Here is a 16,650-nt window from a genome sequence, read left to right as displayed (position 1 = left end):
CATACCCCGAAGCGGCTGATGGGCTGCTTCGGGGGATTTTTTCGCAGCTGATATATAACACAGGGCGGTGCCGCGTGTGACAAAGGCGGCGTGATAAGGGGCGCCCCTGCTATGCACTGATAACTATTCACTGAAAAAGGAGACCGTAAGGTCTCCTTTTTTATACATCAAATATATCATCATAGCTGACACCGAGCAGCTTTCTCAGCAGGATTATCTCATCGGGATAAAGATGGCGCTGTCCCACTTCTATTTTAGCAAGGGCGCTTCGTGTTATATCGCAGCCGTTGACCTGCAAGCGTGCAGAGAGCTGTTCCTGCGTAATATCCGCTTTTTCACGAAGCCGCCTGATGTTGGCGCCTACTGCCTTTTCCACCTCTTTATTCATAATGAACAAATCCTCTCCCGATTTTTCTGCACTTGAATAAGCACAAAACTGTTGATTTTATTATATCCGTATGTTATAATAAAATTGCACCTATATAGGCGCAAAGAACAATTATATAACACATGAAATATTTAAGGGGGAAAACTATGAGCAGATATAATATGTGTCCTGATTGCGGACGTCGACTTCATCGGAAACTGGATTGTTTTGGAAATTGGGACGGAGAAAGCTATTATTGCGAATATTGTTCTGATTTGTACGATGATGATGAGGGCATTAGCGTTTATGAAGCAGCTGATATCTGGGCTTCAAACGGAAAAGACGAGGATTATATGTTTGGCTATTCCGAGGAAGAATTGGAAGATGCACTTAACAGTTAAAGGGGGAGTAAAATGAAGTTTTCACTTTTTAAGCGTGGCAATTTACTATCCGATCCCGGAGATAAATTCACTGCTGAAGTCACTAAAACCGGTAAACAGGTTGCCTCATTAATTAAAGGTGACAAGAAAACTACTTGGACAAGGTATCCTACTACTGAAACTGTTGTCGAAACGATTGTACATAAGAAAAAGAAATAATAAACAGAACGCCAATGCGGCGTTCCCTACAAGCTAAAGGCTAATAGCTATGGGCTGACGGCTGAAAAAAGAGTACCTTGCGGTACTCTTTTTTCATAGTATGAAGCAGATAAGTCCCGAGCAGCCCTCGTTTATGACTCTTTCGAGAGTCTCCTGAAGCTTCATACGGGCGTCCACGGGCATCTTGAAAAGCTTACTGTGAAGCCCCTCATTGACCAGCTCGTGCAGGGACTTGCCGAAGATATTGCTCTCCCATATCTTCTTGGGGTCATCGTCAAAGCCGTCCAGCAGGTACATCACCAGCTCCTCGGACTGCCGCTCGGTGCCTACGATGGGACTAACGGTGGTGTTGATATTGGCTTTCATGAGATGTATGGACGGGGCGGACGCCTTGAGCTTGACGCCGTACTTGCCGCCCTGACGGATTATCTTGGGCTCCTCGAGGGACATCTCCTCAAGCTCGGGCATTACTATGCCGTAGCCCGTTGCCTCCACCTCCGCAAGGGCAGGCTCTATGCGCTTGTACTTCCTGCGGATATCGTTGAGCTCCGTGAGCAGGGGCATCAGGTCGCTCTCGCTCTCTATGTCTATGCCTGTGGTCTCGCCCAGTATCTTGTAGAAAAGGCTGCTGTCCAGCTCCGCGGTGATGGTGACGGAGCCCTTTCCCAAGTCAATGCTGCTGACCTCTGCTTTCATCACGTTGGGGCACTCTCCGATAGCTGCCGCAGCGTCCTCAGCTTCGCGCACAAGGCGTATATCCTTGGCGGCAGACCTTATGCAGTCCAGTATCTCCGACCTGAGCCAGTGTCCCTTTTCGAGGGAGTTTATCCATCTTGCGGTGCGGATATTTATCTCCCTTACGGGGAATGAGAACAGTATCTCCCGTATTATCCCGCGGATATCCTCCTCGCTGAGCTCCAGACAGTTGACGGGTATGACCTTGGCGTCGTAGCGCTCTGTGAGCTGCGCTGCAAGAGCCTTTGACTCCGCCGACTTCGGGTCAATGGTATTGAGTATTACCACGAAGGGTTTTCCCAGCTCACGGAGCTCGCGGATGACCCTCTCCTCACACTCCGCGTACTCCTCACGGGGGATATCCGTCACGGAGCCGTCTGTGGTAATGACAAGACCGATGGTGGAGTGGTCGGTGATGACCTTCTGGGTGCCTATCTCTGCCGCCATATTGAAGGGTATCTCCTCGTCGAACCACGAGGTCATGACCATTCGGGGCTGCTCGTTTTCGATGTAGCCGAGAGAGCTGGGGACGATATAGCCCACGCAGTCGATGAGCCTTACATTGAATGCAGCGCCGTCTCCGAGGTCTATGCGCACCGCCTCCTCGGGGATGAACTTTGGCTCGGTGGTCATGATGGTCTTGCCTGCGGCGGACTGGGGAAGCTCGTCGAGGGCTCTCTCACGCATATATTCACTGCTTATATTGGGTATCACCAGCGACTCCATGAACCGTTTTATGAATGTGGATTTGCCCGTGCGGACGGGTCCCACCACGCCTATGTAGATATCGCCGCCTGTGCGCTCGGCGATATTGCTGTATATATCTTTAGCCATACAAATACTCCTTTTATGAAACAATTGGTATCAGCAGCATACCGCCCTTTTCAAGCCGTTCTCCTGCAAGGTCGTTCTCCTCGATAATGGCGTCAACGCTGGTGCTGTACCGCTTGGCGATGTCCCAGACGTCCTCGTTCTCGATGCCGAAATATAGCTTTATGGAGTAGTCGCCGTCCCGCTCCTTCCTTGCGGAGTCGTCAACGGTGATGTCGGTGACAGCCTTTACGGAATCGGAGCTGTATACGGACAGCTTAACGCCGATATCGGCTTTTGCGGTGAGAACGCCCTCTGCGGATATGTCGTAGGAGGTCTCGCGTACCCTGACCTCGGCGGACACCGATGAACCGCTGATATTATCGGGGAGAGCGATGGTCTCCTCGAAAGCCTCGTCGCGGTCGGGCATAACTATCATTCCCGACCTGTCCTTTGCAGCCATGGAGTAAGTCAGCATACCGCTTATGACAACGGACCTGCCGTCGTCGCCGATACGGGTGTTGATGTTCTTTGCCTCGCTCCACATGGAGTATACGGTCTGCGGGACAGCGTCTCCCTCGGCAAGTCGGGCGCTGTGGCGGAAGCTCTCGTCATAGACCGCAGGTATCTGCTCCGCCCTTATGTCGGAGAGCTCCACGGTGCAGGGATATACCGTGGAGAAAGCGTCCTCGGCTATCATGACGGAGGCGGTCTTTACGGCGCGGCAGCACAGTCTCAGCTCCGCTTCGCATCTGACTGTACGGTTACCGTCGGCGGCAGGGGAGATATCGCAGCTGACCACCTCTGCGGTGACGGTGCAGCCGAAGCTGTCGTCCAGCCCTTCAACGTCGATTATCTGGCTGTATCCCAGCGAGAAGCTCATGGTCTCCACATTGCCGCCGCCTCTGTAAAGCAGCTCCACATCAGCTTCGCCCTTGGCGAGGAGCTTTCCCGAGATCAGCTTTACCTCACATTCCGCCGCGGTGCAGCTGCACCGCAGTATGCCCGAGATATCGGGCTGAGCCGCAGACAGCTCCATCTCCTCCTCGATACGCACGTTTTTCTCCGCGCTGAGCCTGCTTGCGGCAAACTCCACATTCCGCCGCTTCAGCTGTATATTCATGCCCTCTGCGTCGGAGACCACCTGCTGCTCCTGCTGACCCGTGACGCTTATCTTTACTGAGACCGCTCCTCTCAGGTCGAGACGGCGCTTGTTCACGGCGCGGAAGTTCACATGGTCGGTCTTGGGCGTGAGCCTTACCTGCGGAGACACGGGGCTCCGTCCCAGCTCCACGGTCTTGGTGAAGCTCCTGTGCTGGTCAACGGACTGGACCTCGCTGCCGTCCTCGCCGCAGTAGAGGATATGGATATCACATCTCAGCTCATAGGTGAGCCTGTCGCCGCTTACGGACCACTCTGTGATGACGGGGGAAGTGTCGCAGCGGATAAGGCGGAAGATATCGGGACAGTAATCGGGAAGGATATAATCAAGTTCCACGGACTGCTCCTGAACACCGTCAAATATGACCTCGGCGGCAGGGACAGTCTCTCTGTTGAGTTTTAATTCCATAACGGAGGACCTCCTTGAAGTTTGCTTTGTGTAATTATATTCGCACAGGTGTCCTGTTATTCCTGACGCATCGGTTTAGACGGTCTTTACGGACGAAATGCTCCGTAAGCTTTGCGGCAACTGAGCGCGGCATATAATGATCACCTTCAACGGCAAAATTCATCTCTTTTTTACAAAGTCGGGTATGGACAAATTTAACAAAATATGCTATAATATTTATGAACAACATAAATAAGCAGCACCTCACAGCCGCAGAAGCAGGGTGTCATGCTTATATTCTGCCCGTATTTTCGGGCAAGAAAGGATAGTCTATGCTTCACGAGAAATCATGCGGCGCCATTGTCTACAGGAAATACCACGGCAATACGGAAATACTGCTGATAAAGCATATCAACAGCGGTCACTGGTCCTTTCCCAAGGGTCATGTAGAAAAGGGCGAGACCGAGGTCGAAACTGCTCGTCGTGAAATCAAGGAGGAGACCTCCATTGACGTTATTATTGATCCGACATTCAGGGAAACAGTTACCTATTCACCGAAAAAAGATACGGTAAAAGTCGTAGTTTACTTCCTTGCGAAGGCGAAGAATGTTGATTTTTCGCCCCAGGAGGGAGAGATCGCCGAGATACGCTGGGTCGATATCTCCTACGCCTCGAATATCCTGTCCTATGAGAATGACAGGACCATAGTCGCCAAGGCAAAAAGCGCTATCAAGGAAAATCACTGAACAGAAAAAAGCTCCCTCACAGAAGTGGGGGAGCTTTGCTTTATATGCGTTTTCAGTTGTTTCTGACCTCGGTGTAGTAGTAAACCGCAAGCTGAGTCCTGTCGCGGAGCGCCAGCTTGTCCAGCAGGTTGCTGATATAGTTGCGGACAGTGCCCTCGCCGAGAAAGAGCTCCGCGGATATCTCCTTGTTGCTGAGGCCCTTTGCCACCAGCTCCATTATCTCGCGCTCCTTGTCGCTTATGCCGTGGGCGGCGAAGTCAAAGCTGTCCTTGGGCTTCATGAGCTCGGGGAGCTTGTTTATTATCTTGTCGCCGAATACGCTCTGACCGCCCATTACGGCTTCGAGAGCGGGGACGATGCCGTCGAAATCCTGCTTTAGGATATAGCCCTTTGCACCCATGCTGAGGGCTTTTACTATGTACTCGTCATCGGAGAAGGTGGTGAGATAGAGTATCCTTGCCTCGGGGAACTCCTTCAGTATCAGCTCGCCTGCCTCCAGACCCGTCATGCCCTCCATGCGGATATCCATGAGCATGACATCGGGCTTGTGGGTGCGGTAGAGGTCGGGAGCCTCAGAGCCGTCCGAGCCCATGGCTGCCACAGTGACCTTGCCTGTACTTTCGAGAATGGTTTTCAGCGACAGAGCCACCAGCCTGTCATCATCTATAACTACGATGTTCATAATAACTCCTTTTCGTATTATCGTTAACAGCCGAAACGATTTTCAGCTTCGTTATGCTTTGGGTATGGACATGAATATCCTGAAGCCCTCGGGTGACGGAGTGAAGCTTATCCTGCCTCCCAGAGCGGCTGCGCGGTCACGCATATTCTTCAGACCTATGCCGCTTTCCTTTATCTCGGAGCAGCTTCCGTTGTCCTCCATGACCAGCTGACAGAATGCAGGGTGCTCGCGGACTATGAGCTCTATGCTGTCTCCGTTGGAGTGCTTAACGGCGTTGGAGAGCCCCTCCTTGATGACGCCTATGATACACAGCTTTATATTGCCTGACAGGTGCTCGCTGACGTCGCAGTCGAATTTGACGGTAAATCTGTCCTCCACTGATCTGAGGCTGTCCTCCACCACTTTTTTCAGGTCGATGGAGTCGTCGTGGAGGTCGTGGACGCTTTCCCTTATGCTTGTCATGGCAGAGTCGAGGGTGTCGCGGAGACTTTCCAGCGGCTCGCGGAGCTGCTCGTCCTTGTTGATGACGATGAGGGCTCCCGACTGGAGCAGAGAGCGCGTCAGCATATGACCCACATTGTCGTGTATCTCACGAGCGATGCGGTTGCGCTCTTTCAGTGTGGCGAGGTGTATCTCGTTGTCCTGAGCCTCGGCGAGGAGGAGGTTCTGCTGAGCAAGCTGCTGGTTCTTTCCTGCCACCTCGTCGCGGAGGTCCGTGAGCTTTGTGACGGTCTGCTCAAGACCCGACACTCTTATGTATATTATGACAGCCACCGCAGCGGCTGCAAGGGTTATCATTATCTGTCCTGCACTGAGACTGCCGAGCTTTATGAGAGCCAGAGCCGCAGGAGCAGTCAGCCACCATTTCTTCTCCCACAGTGCGTCATAGAGTAACAGGGGCATGGTGCAGAGGGTGACGGGGAATACTCCGCAAAGCAGCGAGAAGCCTGCAATGAGGACAGCTGCCGCCGCAGTGCCCGTCAGGAGCTGTACCGCAGTTGAGACCGCCATGGCGGACAGTATTATTATGACGGGAGCCGTAAAGCTGTCGGTCATCATCAGGCTCATCAGGCATATAAGAAGTATAGCCAGCTTGTCTATCAGTCTGTTCAATCTCACACCGCCTTTATATGTATTTGAGAGTTGAGAGTTTACAGTTTAAAGTCAGAACGCTCACCTCTCCGATTATTATGATTATATTTGCTCCCCGAACCCGGTTCGGGGCAATACATTAATTATATCACGGCAGGGAAGTATTTGCAAGTGACATTTGCAAGGATGAAAATGTGACAAATGTCATCTCCGAAACTGACTGGGGACACTACAAAAGGGAACTTTTCTGCGGTATAATAATGACAGTGAAAAACACAAAGGGAGGAATCCGATATGGAAAAGAACGTTGTTAAGATAAATGAACTGGTGAAGCGCTACGGCGACCTCATCGCACTGGACCACTTCAGCCTTGAGATAAAGGAGGGTGAAGTCTTCGGACTTCTGGGACCCAACGGCTCCGGCAAGACCACTACCATAAACTGCCTGCTGTCGCTGCTTGCTTACGACAAGGGCGATATAGAGATATTCGGCAAGAAGATGACACCTGTCAGCTACGACATAAAGAAGGAGATAGGCGTCATCATGCAGAATGTGGCAGTCTTTGAGGAGCTGACCGTATACGAGAATATCGACTACTTCTGCGGACTCTATATCACCGACAAGGCTAAGAGAAAGCAGTGCGTGGAGGAGGCTATCAAGTTCGTGGGACTGGAGGACTTCCGCAAGTTCTATCCCAAGAAGCTCTCGGGCGGACTTCTCCGCAGACTCAACATCGCCTGCGGTATCGCCCACAAGCCAAAGCTCATAATCCTTGACGAGCCCACAGTTGCCGTTGACCCTCAGAGCCGAAACCGCATACTGGAGGGCATACAGGAGCTGAACCGCAGCGGTGCCACGGTCATATACACCTCCCACTACATGGAGGAGGTAGAGCAGATATGCACACGCATTGCCATCATGGACAAGGGCAGAAAGGTGGCAGAGGGCACCAAGGACGAGCTGAAGCGCATGATAAAGAACACCGAGACCATCACCATAGAGATACTTGAGCTTCCCGATGACGTCCGCAGAGAGATATCGGGACTGCCCCATGTTTACGATGTGAGATTTGAGGACAGCAAGCTCGTTATCAGCTGCTCGGGCGGCAAGCACAACCTTACAAGAGTGCTCGATGTGCTCCAGAAGCGCGAGCTCAGCTTCGGCAGAGTATACACAGAGCTCCCCACACTCAACGATGTGTTCCTTGAGATAACGGGCAAGGCTCTCAGAGACAAGGAGGATTGACAATGTTCCTGCACATACTGAAATACGAGCTGAAAAACGGAGTCCGCACAAAGGACCTCATCATCTGGCTCATGGTCTTTCCCATAGTTCTCGGCACTTTCTTCAAGATAGCCTTCGGAAGTGTTTACAACAAGACCGAGAAGTTCAGTGCCATACCCGTTGCGGTGGTGGAGGAGACCGAAAATCCTGCATTCAGACAGGTGCTTGATGGCATAGAGAGTGCCGATGAGCCTTTCCTGAAGGTCACCTACGCCGACAGGGCAAAGGCTGAGGAGCTCCTTGACAGCGGCGATGTTGAGGGCATAATAAGCTCTGCCGACAAGCTGGGGCTGACGGTAAAGCAGAAGGGACTTTCCCAGACCATGCTGAAATCCTTCGTGGAGCAGTACACTCTCCGCGAGAAGATAGCAATGGATGCAATACAGACCTCTCCCGAAAAGGCGCAGGAGATAATATCCTCACTTATGAGCGGCACGGTATCATCGTGCAGGGAGATACCCCTTACACAGGGCAATCCCGATATGTACATACAGTATTTCTACAACCTCATCGCCATGGTGGCAATGTTCGGCTGTATGACGGGAATGCACGTTACCATGCAGAATCAGGCAAATCTCTCCGCTCTGGGAGCAAGGAACAACTGCTCGCCCGCGCCCAAGCTGGTGACCATTCTTGCCTGCCTTACGGGAAGCTTCATATTGCAGACGGTATGTATGCTGCTGTGTGTCACATTTCTTGCGTTCGTGCTGAAGGTGGACTTCGGCGACAGACTGCCCCTTGTATATCCTGCGGCTATACTGGGCGGCATAATGGGTGTATCCTTCGGCTTCTTCGTAGGCTCTGTGAGCCACATGAGCCAGAAGACAAAGACAGCGGTGCTCATGTCGGCATCAATGCTGCTGTGCTTCCTCAGCGGACTCATGGTGGGAGACCTTAAAGGCACCATAGCTCAGAAGGCTCCATGGTTCAACGATATAAACCCAGCTGCGGTAGTTTCCGACAGCTTCTACTGCCTCAACATCGACGAGGACTACACACGCTTTATCACAAAGCTCATAACAATGGCAGTCATAACCGTTGTATTCATAATGCTCGGCTTTATCATATCAAGGAGGAAGAAGTATGCAAGTGTTTAAGACCATGTTCAAGGTAATGAGGAGCAGGCTCCCCTCAGCCATGATTTACATAATCATATTCCTTGCAATATCCGCATTTGTCACCAGCCAGTCCACCAAGGACAACAAGTTTGAGATGAACAGGCTGAAGGTATGCGTATTCGACGAGGACGACACTCCCGAGAGCCGCGCACTTACGAAATTCATCGGAAAGCACAATGATATAGTTGAAATAGATAATAACAGGAACACAATCACCGATTCGCTGTACTACAAGACAGTGAACTATGCGCTCATCATCAACAAGGGCTATGCAGAAAGGCTTGCCGCAGGGGAAACGGCTGAGCTTTTCGGCAGCTATCACATGGACGAGAGCTATTCCGTGGTCTATATGAGCAAGATGCTCGACGAGTACACAGGCTCCGTAAAGGCATATCTTGCCATGGGAAAGAGCCTTGAGGAAGCTGTCTCCGCCACAGAGGCGGCAATGTCTCAGGAGACAGAGGTAGAGATGTTCAGGGTAGACAAGGGAGGAGACTCTCACTTCAGCGTGGACTTCGCACAGTACTTCCAGTTCATGCCCTACATACTCGTCTCCGTAATTATCAGCATAGTCAGTCTTGTTCTGGTGACCATGAACAAGAAGGACATACGCTACCGCACAAACTGCTCATGCCTGAAAAACTCAAAGTACACCTTCCAGCTCTTTTTCGGAAGCTTCCTGTTCGTGCTGTTTATATGGCTCATATTCATGGTTGCGGGAACTGTCTTCAATAAGGAGATGTACACAGGCAGAGCGTGGCTTGCAGTGCTCAACAGCTTCATATTCTCCATGGTCGTGGCAGCTCTTGCGGTATTCATAGCCAGCTTCGAGCCAAAGGACAATATCCTCAACCTTATCACACAGGTTCTGGGACTGGGAATGAGCTTCCTCTGCGGCGTATTCGTGCCCATGGAGATACTCAGCGACGGAGTCCTCTCCGCAGCGAGATTTCTTCCTGCATACTGGTACGTCAGGGCTAACCGCATGATAAGCGAGGAAGACGCATTCAGCTCTGAGGGCGTTATGAAGTGTATGCTGATAGAGTGCCTGTTCATCGTGGTACTGGTGCTCATGACGATTCTGGTGCGCAGACTGAGATACAGCAGCGCATCCATCGGCTCCGCCGTAAAAAAGGCAGCAGCCTGATGTGAGTTGAGAGTTTACAGCTGAAAGTTTAAAGTCAGGGGCGGCGGAACGCCGCCCCTACAAAAAAAGAGCGCACAACTGTGCGCTCTTTTTTATTCTGTTAACTGAGCACTTCTCAGAAGCCCAGCTTTTCTTTGATTATTCCGCAGACCTCTTCCTTGTGCTGCTGATAGTAGAAGTGACCGCCCGAAAAGGGATAGACCTGACAGCTGCCGCTTGTGAACCTGCTCCAGCTGTTCATATCAACATTCTGCATAAGGGGATCCTCCTGACCGTAAAGCACGGTTATATCGCAGCCGAATGTGATATCCTCGGGAGAAGCGCTGTAGCGCTCAGCCATGCGGACATCGGTGCAGAGGATGCGGTTGAGAGTCCTCATCAGCTCCTCGTCGGGGACGGGAGCGGCTGTGGACAGGGAGTTTGCCGAGAAATATGAAACTATCTCGTCATCGGCGGCTTCATCGATGTTCTCGAAGCAGTGAACGTCCTCATCGGGAGGATTTTTTCCCGAGAGGAAGATGTGCTTGGGAAGCGCCAGCCCCTTTTCCTTTGCCTGCCTTACCAGCTCTGTGACCAGTACCGTACCCATGCTGTGACCGAAAAGCGCATAGTCCTCTCCGAGCAGCTCAGAATGCTTTTTAATGAGGTCTTCCGCGCAGCCCTGTACTGTATCGAGGAGCGGCTCAGAGGAGCGTGTAAAGCGTCCTGAGAGCTCCATAGGCACAACTGTCAGCTCCTTCGGGAGAAACCTCTTGAATGAGCTGTAGCTCTTTGCGGAGCCCCCTGCATGGGGAAGAAAGAAAAGTATCATATCAGTCCTCTGTGGGAGTGCCCTTTTCGTTGAGGAGATCGAATATCTCGCCTACCTTGCTGATGGAAGCCACCAGTGAAAGGGGCACATTGAGCTTAAAAGTCTCTGTTATCTCGGAGCCAAGACCGAAAAGTCCCAGTGAATCGAGGAAAAGGTCGTCATAAACGTCTGTATCTCTTGTTATCTCCTCGGGGGCAACGCCTACATAATCGGAGATAGCCTGCTTGAATTCATCAAAATTAAGGTTATTCATTACTTATACTCCTTTTTTCTCAGGTATTTAAACTGTATCTTGCCGATGTCCTTGGGTATCTCCTCAACGGGGACTACCTTGTCGGGCACCTTGTAAGCGGAGAGCTTTCCGTCAAAGTACTTGGCAATATCGCCTCTTGTTATCCTTGCATCGCCCTTGGGCTGGATGTAGGCAACTATCTGCTGACCGATAACGGGATGGGGCTCATCTGTAACAGCTGCGGCAGCTATCAGGGGATGAGTGAGGAGGCAAGCCTCTACTTCCTCAGCGTGAACGAGGTTTCCGCCGCGCTTGATGATACGCTTGCTTCTGCCTGCGAAACGTACTATACCGTTGGGGAGCTTGTTAACAAGGTCGCCTGTGCAGAACCAGCGGCGTCCCTGATCGTCTGTGAGTATCTTCTCTGCGGACAGCTCGGGATTGCCGAAGTAATCTGTGATAACGCCGTCTGTGTATACGCAGAGCTCGCCTACCTCGCCCTCGGGAACGTCGTTGTGCTTCTCGTCGATGACGCGGACGTCAGTGAAGCTGAGCTTGCGGAAGTCGCTGGGGTCTGTGCCTGCGTCTCTTGCAGAGTCCCATACCACCATGGTGCAGGTCTCGGAGGAACCGATGACGTTTACCACGCGGATGTGGAGCTTCTCAACGAAGGTATCGGCTATTTCCTTGGGGAGAACTTCTCCTGCAAAGTAGCAGATACGGACGCTTGAAAGGTCGTACTTGTCAAAATCGGGAGTTGACAGCAGCACCTTTGCCAGAGTTGAGGTGAGCTGGATTATATTTATCTTGTATTTCTGAACAGTTTCAAGGAAGGTGATGGGGTTGAACTGGGGCTGATACATAACAGTACCGCCCTTGAGCACCATCTGCTGACCCATACCGAAGCCGCCCTGATGATAGAGGGTCATGCCCAGCATCATAACATCGTCGGACCTGAACTCGAGGTATGTGCCCATATCCTCCTGTGTGGACAGGAAGCCGCCCGAGGGAACGGACAGTATCTTGGGAGTGCCTGTGCTGCCTGAGGTGCAGGCGAGAGACATGGTGTGAAGGTACTCGGGCTCATAGATCTCGCACTCACTGCTGCCGTACTCAGCCATGAACTTATCGGCGGAGATATAGCAGCTGTCCTGAGGGATAACGCTGTCATCGGCAAAGCAGATGACCTTGCTGAGAGCTATCTGTGAAGGAACGAGAGCGCTTACTGCGGCGATGATGTTGTTGTTCCTGTACTTCTCTGTGATGAACATTACCTTTGAGGTGGTAGCGGGAATGAGCTTTGAGAGCTCCATAGAGCCGCTCTGGGGGTCCATGGGAACAGGCTGGGCGCCTATTCTTACAGCTGACCAGAATACCAGATACCACTCGATGCTGTTGGGCATACAGATGCCCACCTTGTCGTCCTCACCGATGCCCATTTTTTTCAGAGCCGAGCCGAGAACGGCTGTCTTTTCCATGAACTGAGCGTATGTCAGCTCATTGTCGTCTATCCTCAGCACCACTTTGTCAGGAGTTTCCTGAGCAAAGCGGCTGTAGTAATCGAAAAACTTCTTTGACATTCTTATTTTCCCCCATTAAGTCTTGCAGCGATAAAGTCGGCTGCGATGTGCTTTACCCAGTGGTACTGCTCGCCCACCGGCATAGCGTGCATGATGGTCTCCTCTGAGACATAAGCGGGCTTATCCTCGATGTGGATGCACTCCTTGTAGCCCTTTGCCTTGTCAAGGAGCTTCTGTGAAGCCTCGGGAGTCATCCAGTTGTCGTCGCTGCTGTAAACCATGAGGAAGTCGGACTTGTGAGTGCCCTCCTCAAGCTTTCTCATACCCTCAAGGTAATCGTCGCTGTACTGGTAGGAGCTCCACTTGCCGCGCTTCATCCATACGGGGATGCTGTCCTGGTCGGCGAAGTTCATAAGGAGCGGGAACAGGCTCACGCATACCTTTGCGTTCTTGCGCTTTACTGTTGAACGGAAGGCATAGCCGCCGCCCATACAGAGACCGAAGTTGCCCAGATTTGTGCTGCTGAGCTTGTCTGTGCTGTCGATGAACTTGTATATGCCCTCAAATGCAGCCTCTATCTGCTTGCCGCCGCACTTGATGCCGTTGTGTATGATAGCACCGCCTGCACCGGGCATATCGGGAGTTATAACTGCGATGCCTCTCTCATTGAGGGGAGCAGCCAGCATTTCCAGCTCCTCCTTGCAGCTTCCGATGCCCGAGTAGGTGATGACTACGGGATATTCCTTTTTTCTGCCCGAATCGGGGTAGTGTATATAAGCGGGGAGCTTGCCGAACTTTGTATCTATCTCCACATACTGTATCTTGTTCTTGCAGAGCCTGATATAGCGCTTGTAGCTCTCCTCGAGACCGCTGTAGATCTCTCTCTTGTGCTCAACGTCTTCGATATTTATCATAAAGCAGGCATAATGGCACTGTGCCACCATTCTTGCATATTCTCTTGCGGAGATAAGGTTGCCTGCTGCTTCAGCCTTGTCGCGGAGCTCGGCATAGCGGTCGATCTTTGCGTGCCATTCTTCGAGCCATACATTCTGTATCTGCTTGCCGCTCTTGACTTTTATACCATCTATCTTCTTGAGTATGTACTCAAGATCGAAGGGGTCAGCGCCATAGAGTAAGGATCGTGTTGCCACGGGATTGAGAAGGTCTCTGATTGCCCATTTCATATTTATCTTTTCCTTTCGTTTATGTCAGCCTGTATAGCGCCATGCGCCCTCACGGGTCATTTCCGTGAACTGCATATATATGCGGTACGGGTCAACTTTAGTATGCTTTTGTATGAGACTGAGCATCCTGTCAGCCAGCTCCTTGAGGAATGCGGACTTGTCATCTGCGTATTCCTGAGGGAGGATGTATCTGAACTCTGCGAAGAATACGGTATCCTCGGAGCGGTTCATATACATGGCGCAGTCGTCCAGCATTACCATGATGGCAGGCAGGGGCTTTTTCAGTATATCAGCCAGCTCTGTCGCAGCCTCATCGAGGAAGCTTGTCTTTGCGGCAGGGGAGCTGAACTTGAAATTTGTCTTCATCTGTGCTATCGGCATGATCATTTATCCTTTCATCGGAGCTGAGCGACTCAGCCCTCGTATCTCTTGAGTACCAGTGTGGCGTTGTGTCCGCCGAAGCCGAATGAGTTTGAGATAGCAACGTCTACCTTGTGCTCCTGAGGCTTGTTGGGAACGTAGTTGAGGTCAAGCTCGGGGTCGGGCTCGTCATAGTGGATAGTGGGAGGAACGAGACCTGTCTCGATAGCCTTGATGCAGGCAATAGCCTCCAGAGCGCCGCCTGCGCCGAGAGTGTGACCTATTGAAGCCTTTACAGATGACATGGGGATATCGTAAGCCCTCTTGCCGAAGACCTCCTTTACCGCCATAGTCTCATAGAGGTCGTTGAGACCTGTTGATGTGCCGTGAGCGTTGATGTAGTCAACATCGTCGGGTGTAAGACCTGCGTTGTCCAGAGCCATTCTCATGGACTCAGCCATGCCTACGCCGTCGGTCTTGGGAGCTGTCAGGTTGAATGCTTCGCCGCACATTGCAGCGCCTGCAAGCTCGCAGTATATCTTAGCGCCTCTTGCCTTTGCCGACTCCTCCGACTCGAGGATAACGGTGCCGCCGCCTTCGCCCATGATGAAGCCGTCACGGTTCTTTGTGAAGGGGCGTGCAGCTGTATTGGGGTCGGGATTTACGGACATTGCGAGAAGCTGATTGAATCCGCTTATTACAAGGTGTGTTACTGTATTCGAGATGCCTCCTGCGACCACCATATCGCAGAGTCCCGATTCTATGAACTGCTTTCCGAGGGCGATGGCATACGCAGATGAAGCGCAGGCTGTGCTCACATTGAAAGAAGGTCCTGTGAAACCATATCTTATCGAAACAAGTGCGGGGAGCTCGTTGGGCATTTTCTTCAGCGTTATGTTGAGGGGCTTTTCAAGCTCATAGTCCTCAAAGGAGTTGTCGATAACTCCGTAGATAACGCCGACCTTTCTGCCGTCATAGGTCTCTGTATCAACGCCGCAGTCAGCGATAGCCTCGCCTGCGGAAGCCAGACCCATTCTTGTTGTGGTAGTCGTAGCGTTGAGCTGACGCTTTTTCCAGTATTTTCCTGCCTCTGCCTCGAAGGAGTCATCCACCTCGGCAGCAACAGTAGTATCATGCTTATCAAGAGGGATACGGGTGATAGTTCTCATTCCGCACTTGCCCGAAATGAGCCCGTTCCAGTAATCTGCGGCGGTATTGCCCACAGATGTCACAGCGCCGATGCCTGTGATAACAACTTTTTTCATAACTTTACCTCATATCTCCATAAGTATTACTTAAAGAGCGCATCCCATGCACTCTTTTCCTTATATGAATACGAGCCGAAGCCTGTCTTTGCACCGAGCTCATCAAGAGCCGCGAAAATTGCCTCTGCACCGTATTTCTCGTAGTAGAAGGCAGGAGCCTCGGCGAGTCCGAGAGTGTCCTGCACCGCCTCTGTAAGGACAGCGGTATCGCCGCTGTAATCATTTGCGGCATTGACTGTTTCATTAAGTATCAGAGCTGCCATATAAAGAGCAGCCTTTCCGCAGTCTGCGCCTGTTTCGCTCTCACGCTCAGCCATGAAGTCAAGGAAGCTGAGAGTTTCCTTGGGGCAGCCCTCTGCCAGCCAGCCGTTCATCTTTTCACAGCCGTAGCCGAGGAGACCCTTGTTGCGCTCTATGCGGAAGTTATCGGGACTGCCAGCCATGAGTCCGAGACCCACGCTGTCCAGCACCTCAAAGGGGTCGGCAATTGCGAACATCTCTCCCAGAGCCTTTCTCACCTCGGGCACGGAAGCACCGAAGCTCTCTCTCAGGTAGATAGCGTGAGAGACCATGCAGGCGAGTATCTGGTTGAGATAGATGTGGTATTCGCCCGAGAAGACTATGGGCTTCTTGCCCGCAGCCTTTACCAGCTGTGCAGCCTTTTCCGCGGAAGCCTCCGATGTCTCGGGGAGCACATTGAGCTCCACGAAGCCTGTGAGCTTCACGGGGTAGAAGAAGTGCAGACCGAAGCAGCGCTCCTTGTGGGGGATATCCGCGAATACCGAGGGGATATCCAGCGATGATGTATTGGAAAGCAGCAGGCAGTCATCCGAGACAGCTGCGGCTGCCTTTGCAAACAGCTCCTTCTTGGCGTCCATGTTCTCGAAAACGGCTTCTATGACAACGTCACAGCCGCTGAGAGCGGAGGTATCGTCGGTGAATACGAAGGAGTCCTTCTTGAATTCATACTGCTCCTCGGTGAGCTTCCTGCGCTTCAGGCTCTTGCCGAGGGTCTTGAGAACGGCTGCGGTGTTCTCCTCAGCGCCGAAGAGGTCAATGACCACGAACTGCGCGTCGGGGAGCTTGTCAAAGAACAGGGAGAAGATATCCTTTCCCATTTTTCCGTAGCCCACTATTCCTATTTTCATA

At 51.9% G+C, this 16,650-nt stretch carries 18 protein-coding genes; 6 read left to right on the top strand and 12 right to left on the bottom strand.

Annotated features, from left to right (window positions below; genetic code table 11):
* Window positions 1-160 precede the first annotated feature (160 nt).
* Window positions 161-388, bottom strand: a complete 228-nt coding sequence (locus tag DSZ37_RS15640; protein WP_109727800.1) for a helix-turn-helix domain-containing protein — start codon at window positions 386-388, stop codon at window positions 161-163.
* A 146-nt stretch (window positions 389-534) separates the two neighbouring features.
* On the opposite strand from DSZ37_RS15640, the gene DSZ37_RS15635 reads away from it, so the two are divergent.
* Window positions 535-768: a hypothetical protein gene (locus tag DSZ37_RS15635; protein ID WP_109727799.1), complete on the top strand. Its 234-nt coding sequence runs from the start codon at window positions 535-537 to the stop codon at window positions 766-768.
* A gap of 12 nt (window positions 769-780) precedes the next feature.
* A complete protein-coding gene (locus DSZ37_RS15630) occupies window positions 781-966 on the top strand; it encodes a hypothetical protein (RefSeq protein WP_109727798.1) in 186 nt (61 codons plus the stop codon).
* Between the two features lie 93 nt (window positions 967-1,059).
* Here the strand turns inward: DSZ37_RS15630 and spoIVA are convergent, their stop codons facing one another.
* Both spoIVA and DSZ37_RS15620 read right to left on the bottom strand, forming a co-directional pair.
* Window positions 1,060-2,535, bottom strand: coding sequence for a stage IV sporulation protein A (gene spoIVA, locus DSZ37_RS15625; RefSeq protein ID WP_109727797.1), 1,476 nt, complete (start codon window positions 2,533-2,535; stop codon window positions 1,060-1,062).
* Between the two features lie 13 nt (window positions 2,536-2,548).
* On the bottom strand, window positions 2,549-4,081 hold the full coding sequence (locus DSZ37_RS15620) for a DUF3794 and LysM peptidoglycan-binding domain-containing protein (RefSeq protein WP_109727796.1): 1,533 nt from the start codon (window positions 4,079-4,081) through the stop codon (window positions 2,549-2,551).
* A 311-nt stretch (window positions 4,082-4,392) separates the two neighbouring features.
* Here DSZ37_RS15620 and DSZ37_RS15615 point away from each other — a divergent pair, with 311 nt between their 5' ends.
* On the top strand, window positions 4,393-4,806 hold the full coding sequence (locus DSZ37_RS15615) for a bis(5'-nucleosyl)-tetraphosphatase (protein WP_109727795.1): 414 nt from the start codon (window positions 4,393-4,395) through the stop codon (window positions 4,804-4,806).
* A 52-nt stretch (window positions 4,807-4,858) separates the two neighbouring features.
* Here DSZ37_RS15615 and DSZ37_RS15610 read toward each other — a convergent pair whose 3' ends face one another.
* Window positions 4,859-5,488 carry a response regulator transcription factor gene (locus tag DSZ37_RS15610; protein ID WP_109727794.1) on the bottom strand — a complete coding sequence of 210 codons (630 nt, stop codon included), beginning with the start codon at window positions 5,486-5,488 and terminating at the stop codon, window positions 4,859-4,861.
* Window positions 5,489-5,539: 51 nt separating this feature from the next.
* The gene (locus DSZ37_RS15605) at window positions 5,540-6,601 is read right to left on the bottom strand and encodes a sensor histidine kinase (protein WP_109727793.1); all 1,062 of its coding nucleotides are present in this window, start codon (window positions 6,599-6,601) and stop codon (window positions 5,540-5,542) included.
* A gap of 273 nt (window positions 6,602-6,874) precedes the next feature.
* Between DSZ37_RS15605 and DSZ37_RS15600 the strand changes: the two genes are divergently transcribed.
* The 3 genes from DSZ37_RS15600 to DSZ37_RS15590 are packed head-to-tail and all read left to right on the top strand — an operon-like array spanning window position 6,875 to window position 10,129.
* Window positions 6,875-7,825: an ABC transporter ATP-binding protein gene (locus DSZ37_RS15600; RefSeq protein ID WP_109727792.1), complete on the top strand. Its 951-nt coding sequence runs from the start codon at window positions 6,875-6,877 to the stop codon at window positions 7,823-7,825.
* Between the two features lie 2 nt (window positions 7,826-7,827).
* Window positions 7,828-8,961 carry an ABC transporter permease gene (locus DSZ37_RS15595; RefSeq protein WP_109727791.1) on the top strand — a complete coding sequence of 378 codons (1,134 nt, stop codon included), beginning with the start codon at window positions 7,828-7,830 and terminating at the stop codon, window positions 8,959-8,961.
* Complete coding sequence (locus DSZ37_RS15590; RefSeq protein ID WP_109727790.1) at window positions 8,948-10,129, top strand: ABC transporter permease; 1,182 nt, start codon at window positions 8,948-8,950, stop codon at window positions 10,127-10,129. The genes DSZ37_RS15595 and DSZ37_RS15590 overlap by 14 nt, the downstream gene beginning before the upstream one ends.
* 115 nt (window positions 10,130-10,244) lie before the next feature.
* On the opposite strand, the gene DSZ37_RS15585 is transcribed toward DSZ37_RS15590, so the two are convergent.
* From DSZ37_RS15585 to DSZ37_RS15555, 7 genes are read right to left on the bottom strand one after another with little or no spacing between them, the layout of a single operon-like run.
* Window positions 10,245-10,940 carry a thioesterase II family protein gene (locus DSZ37_RS15585; protein WP_109727789.1) on the bottom strand — a complete coding sequence of 232 codons (696 nt, stop codon included), beginning with the start codon at window positions 10,938-10,940 and terminating at the stop codon, window positions 10,245-10,247.
* Window position 10,941: 1 nt separating this feature from the next.
* Window positions 10,942-11,193: an acyl carrier protein gene (locus DSZ37_RS15580; RefSeq protein WP_109727788.1), complete on the bottom strand. Its 252-nt coding sequence runs from the start codon at window positions 11,191-11,193 to the stop codon at window positions 10,942-10,944.
* On the bottom strand, window positions 11,193-12,752 hold the full coding sequence (locus DSZ37_RS15575) for a class I adenylate-forming enzyme family protein (RefSeq protein ID WP_109727787.1): 1,560 nt from the start codon (window positions 12,750-12,752) through the stop codon (window positions 11,193-11,195). Before DSZ37_RS15575 ends, DSZ37_RS15580 begins: the two co-directional genes overlap by 1 nt.
* Before the next feature lie 2 nt (window positions 12,753-12,754).
* Window positions 12,755-13,876: an alpha/beta hydrolase gene (locus DSZ37_RS15570; protein WP_109727786.1), complete on the bottom strand. Its 1,122-nt coding sequence runs from the start codon at window positions 13,874-13,876 to the stop codon at window positions 12,755-12,757.
* Between the two features lie 24 nt (window positions 13,877-13,900).
* A complete protein-coding gene (locus DSZ37_RS15565; protein WP_109727785.1) occupies window positions 13,901-14,257 on the bottom strand; it encodes a phenylpyruvate tautomerase MIF-related protein in 357 nt (118 codons plus the stop codon).
* 32 nt (window positions 14,258-14,289) lie between these two features.
* Window positions 14,290-15,501, bottom strand: a complete 1,212-nt coding sequence (locus tag DSZ37_RS15560; protein WP_109727784.1) for a beta-ketoacyl-[acyl-carrier-protein] synthase family protein — start codon at window positions 15,499-15,501, stop codon at window positions 14,290-14,292.
* Window positions 15,502-15,527: 26 nt separating this feature from the next.
* Window positions 15,528-16,649 (bottom strand): 3-hydroxyacyl-CoA dehydrogenase family protein, encoded by a 1,122-nt coding sequence (locus tag DSZ37_RS15555; protein WP_109727783.1) that lies wholly within the window; start codon window positions 16,647-16,649, stop codon window positions 15,528-15,530.
* Window position 16,650: the final 1 nt, after the last annotated feature.

Origin of the sequence: Ruminococcus flavefaciens (assembly GCF_900116855.1) — a bacterium.
Taxonomy (GTDB): Bacteria; Bacillota; Clostridia; order Oscillospirales; family Ruminococcaceae; genus Ruminococcus; species Ruminococcus flavefaciens_R.
Note: the sequence above shows the minus strand (reverse complement) of the source record. Positions and strands in the feature narration are given on the sequence as shown.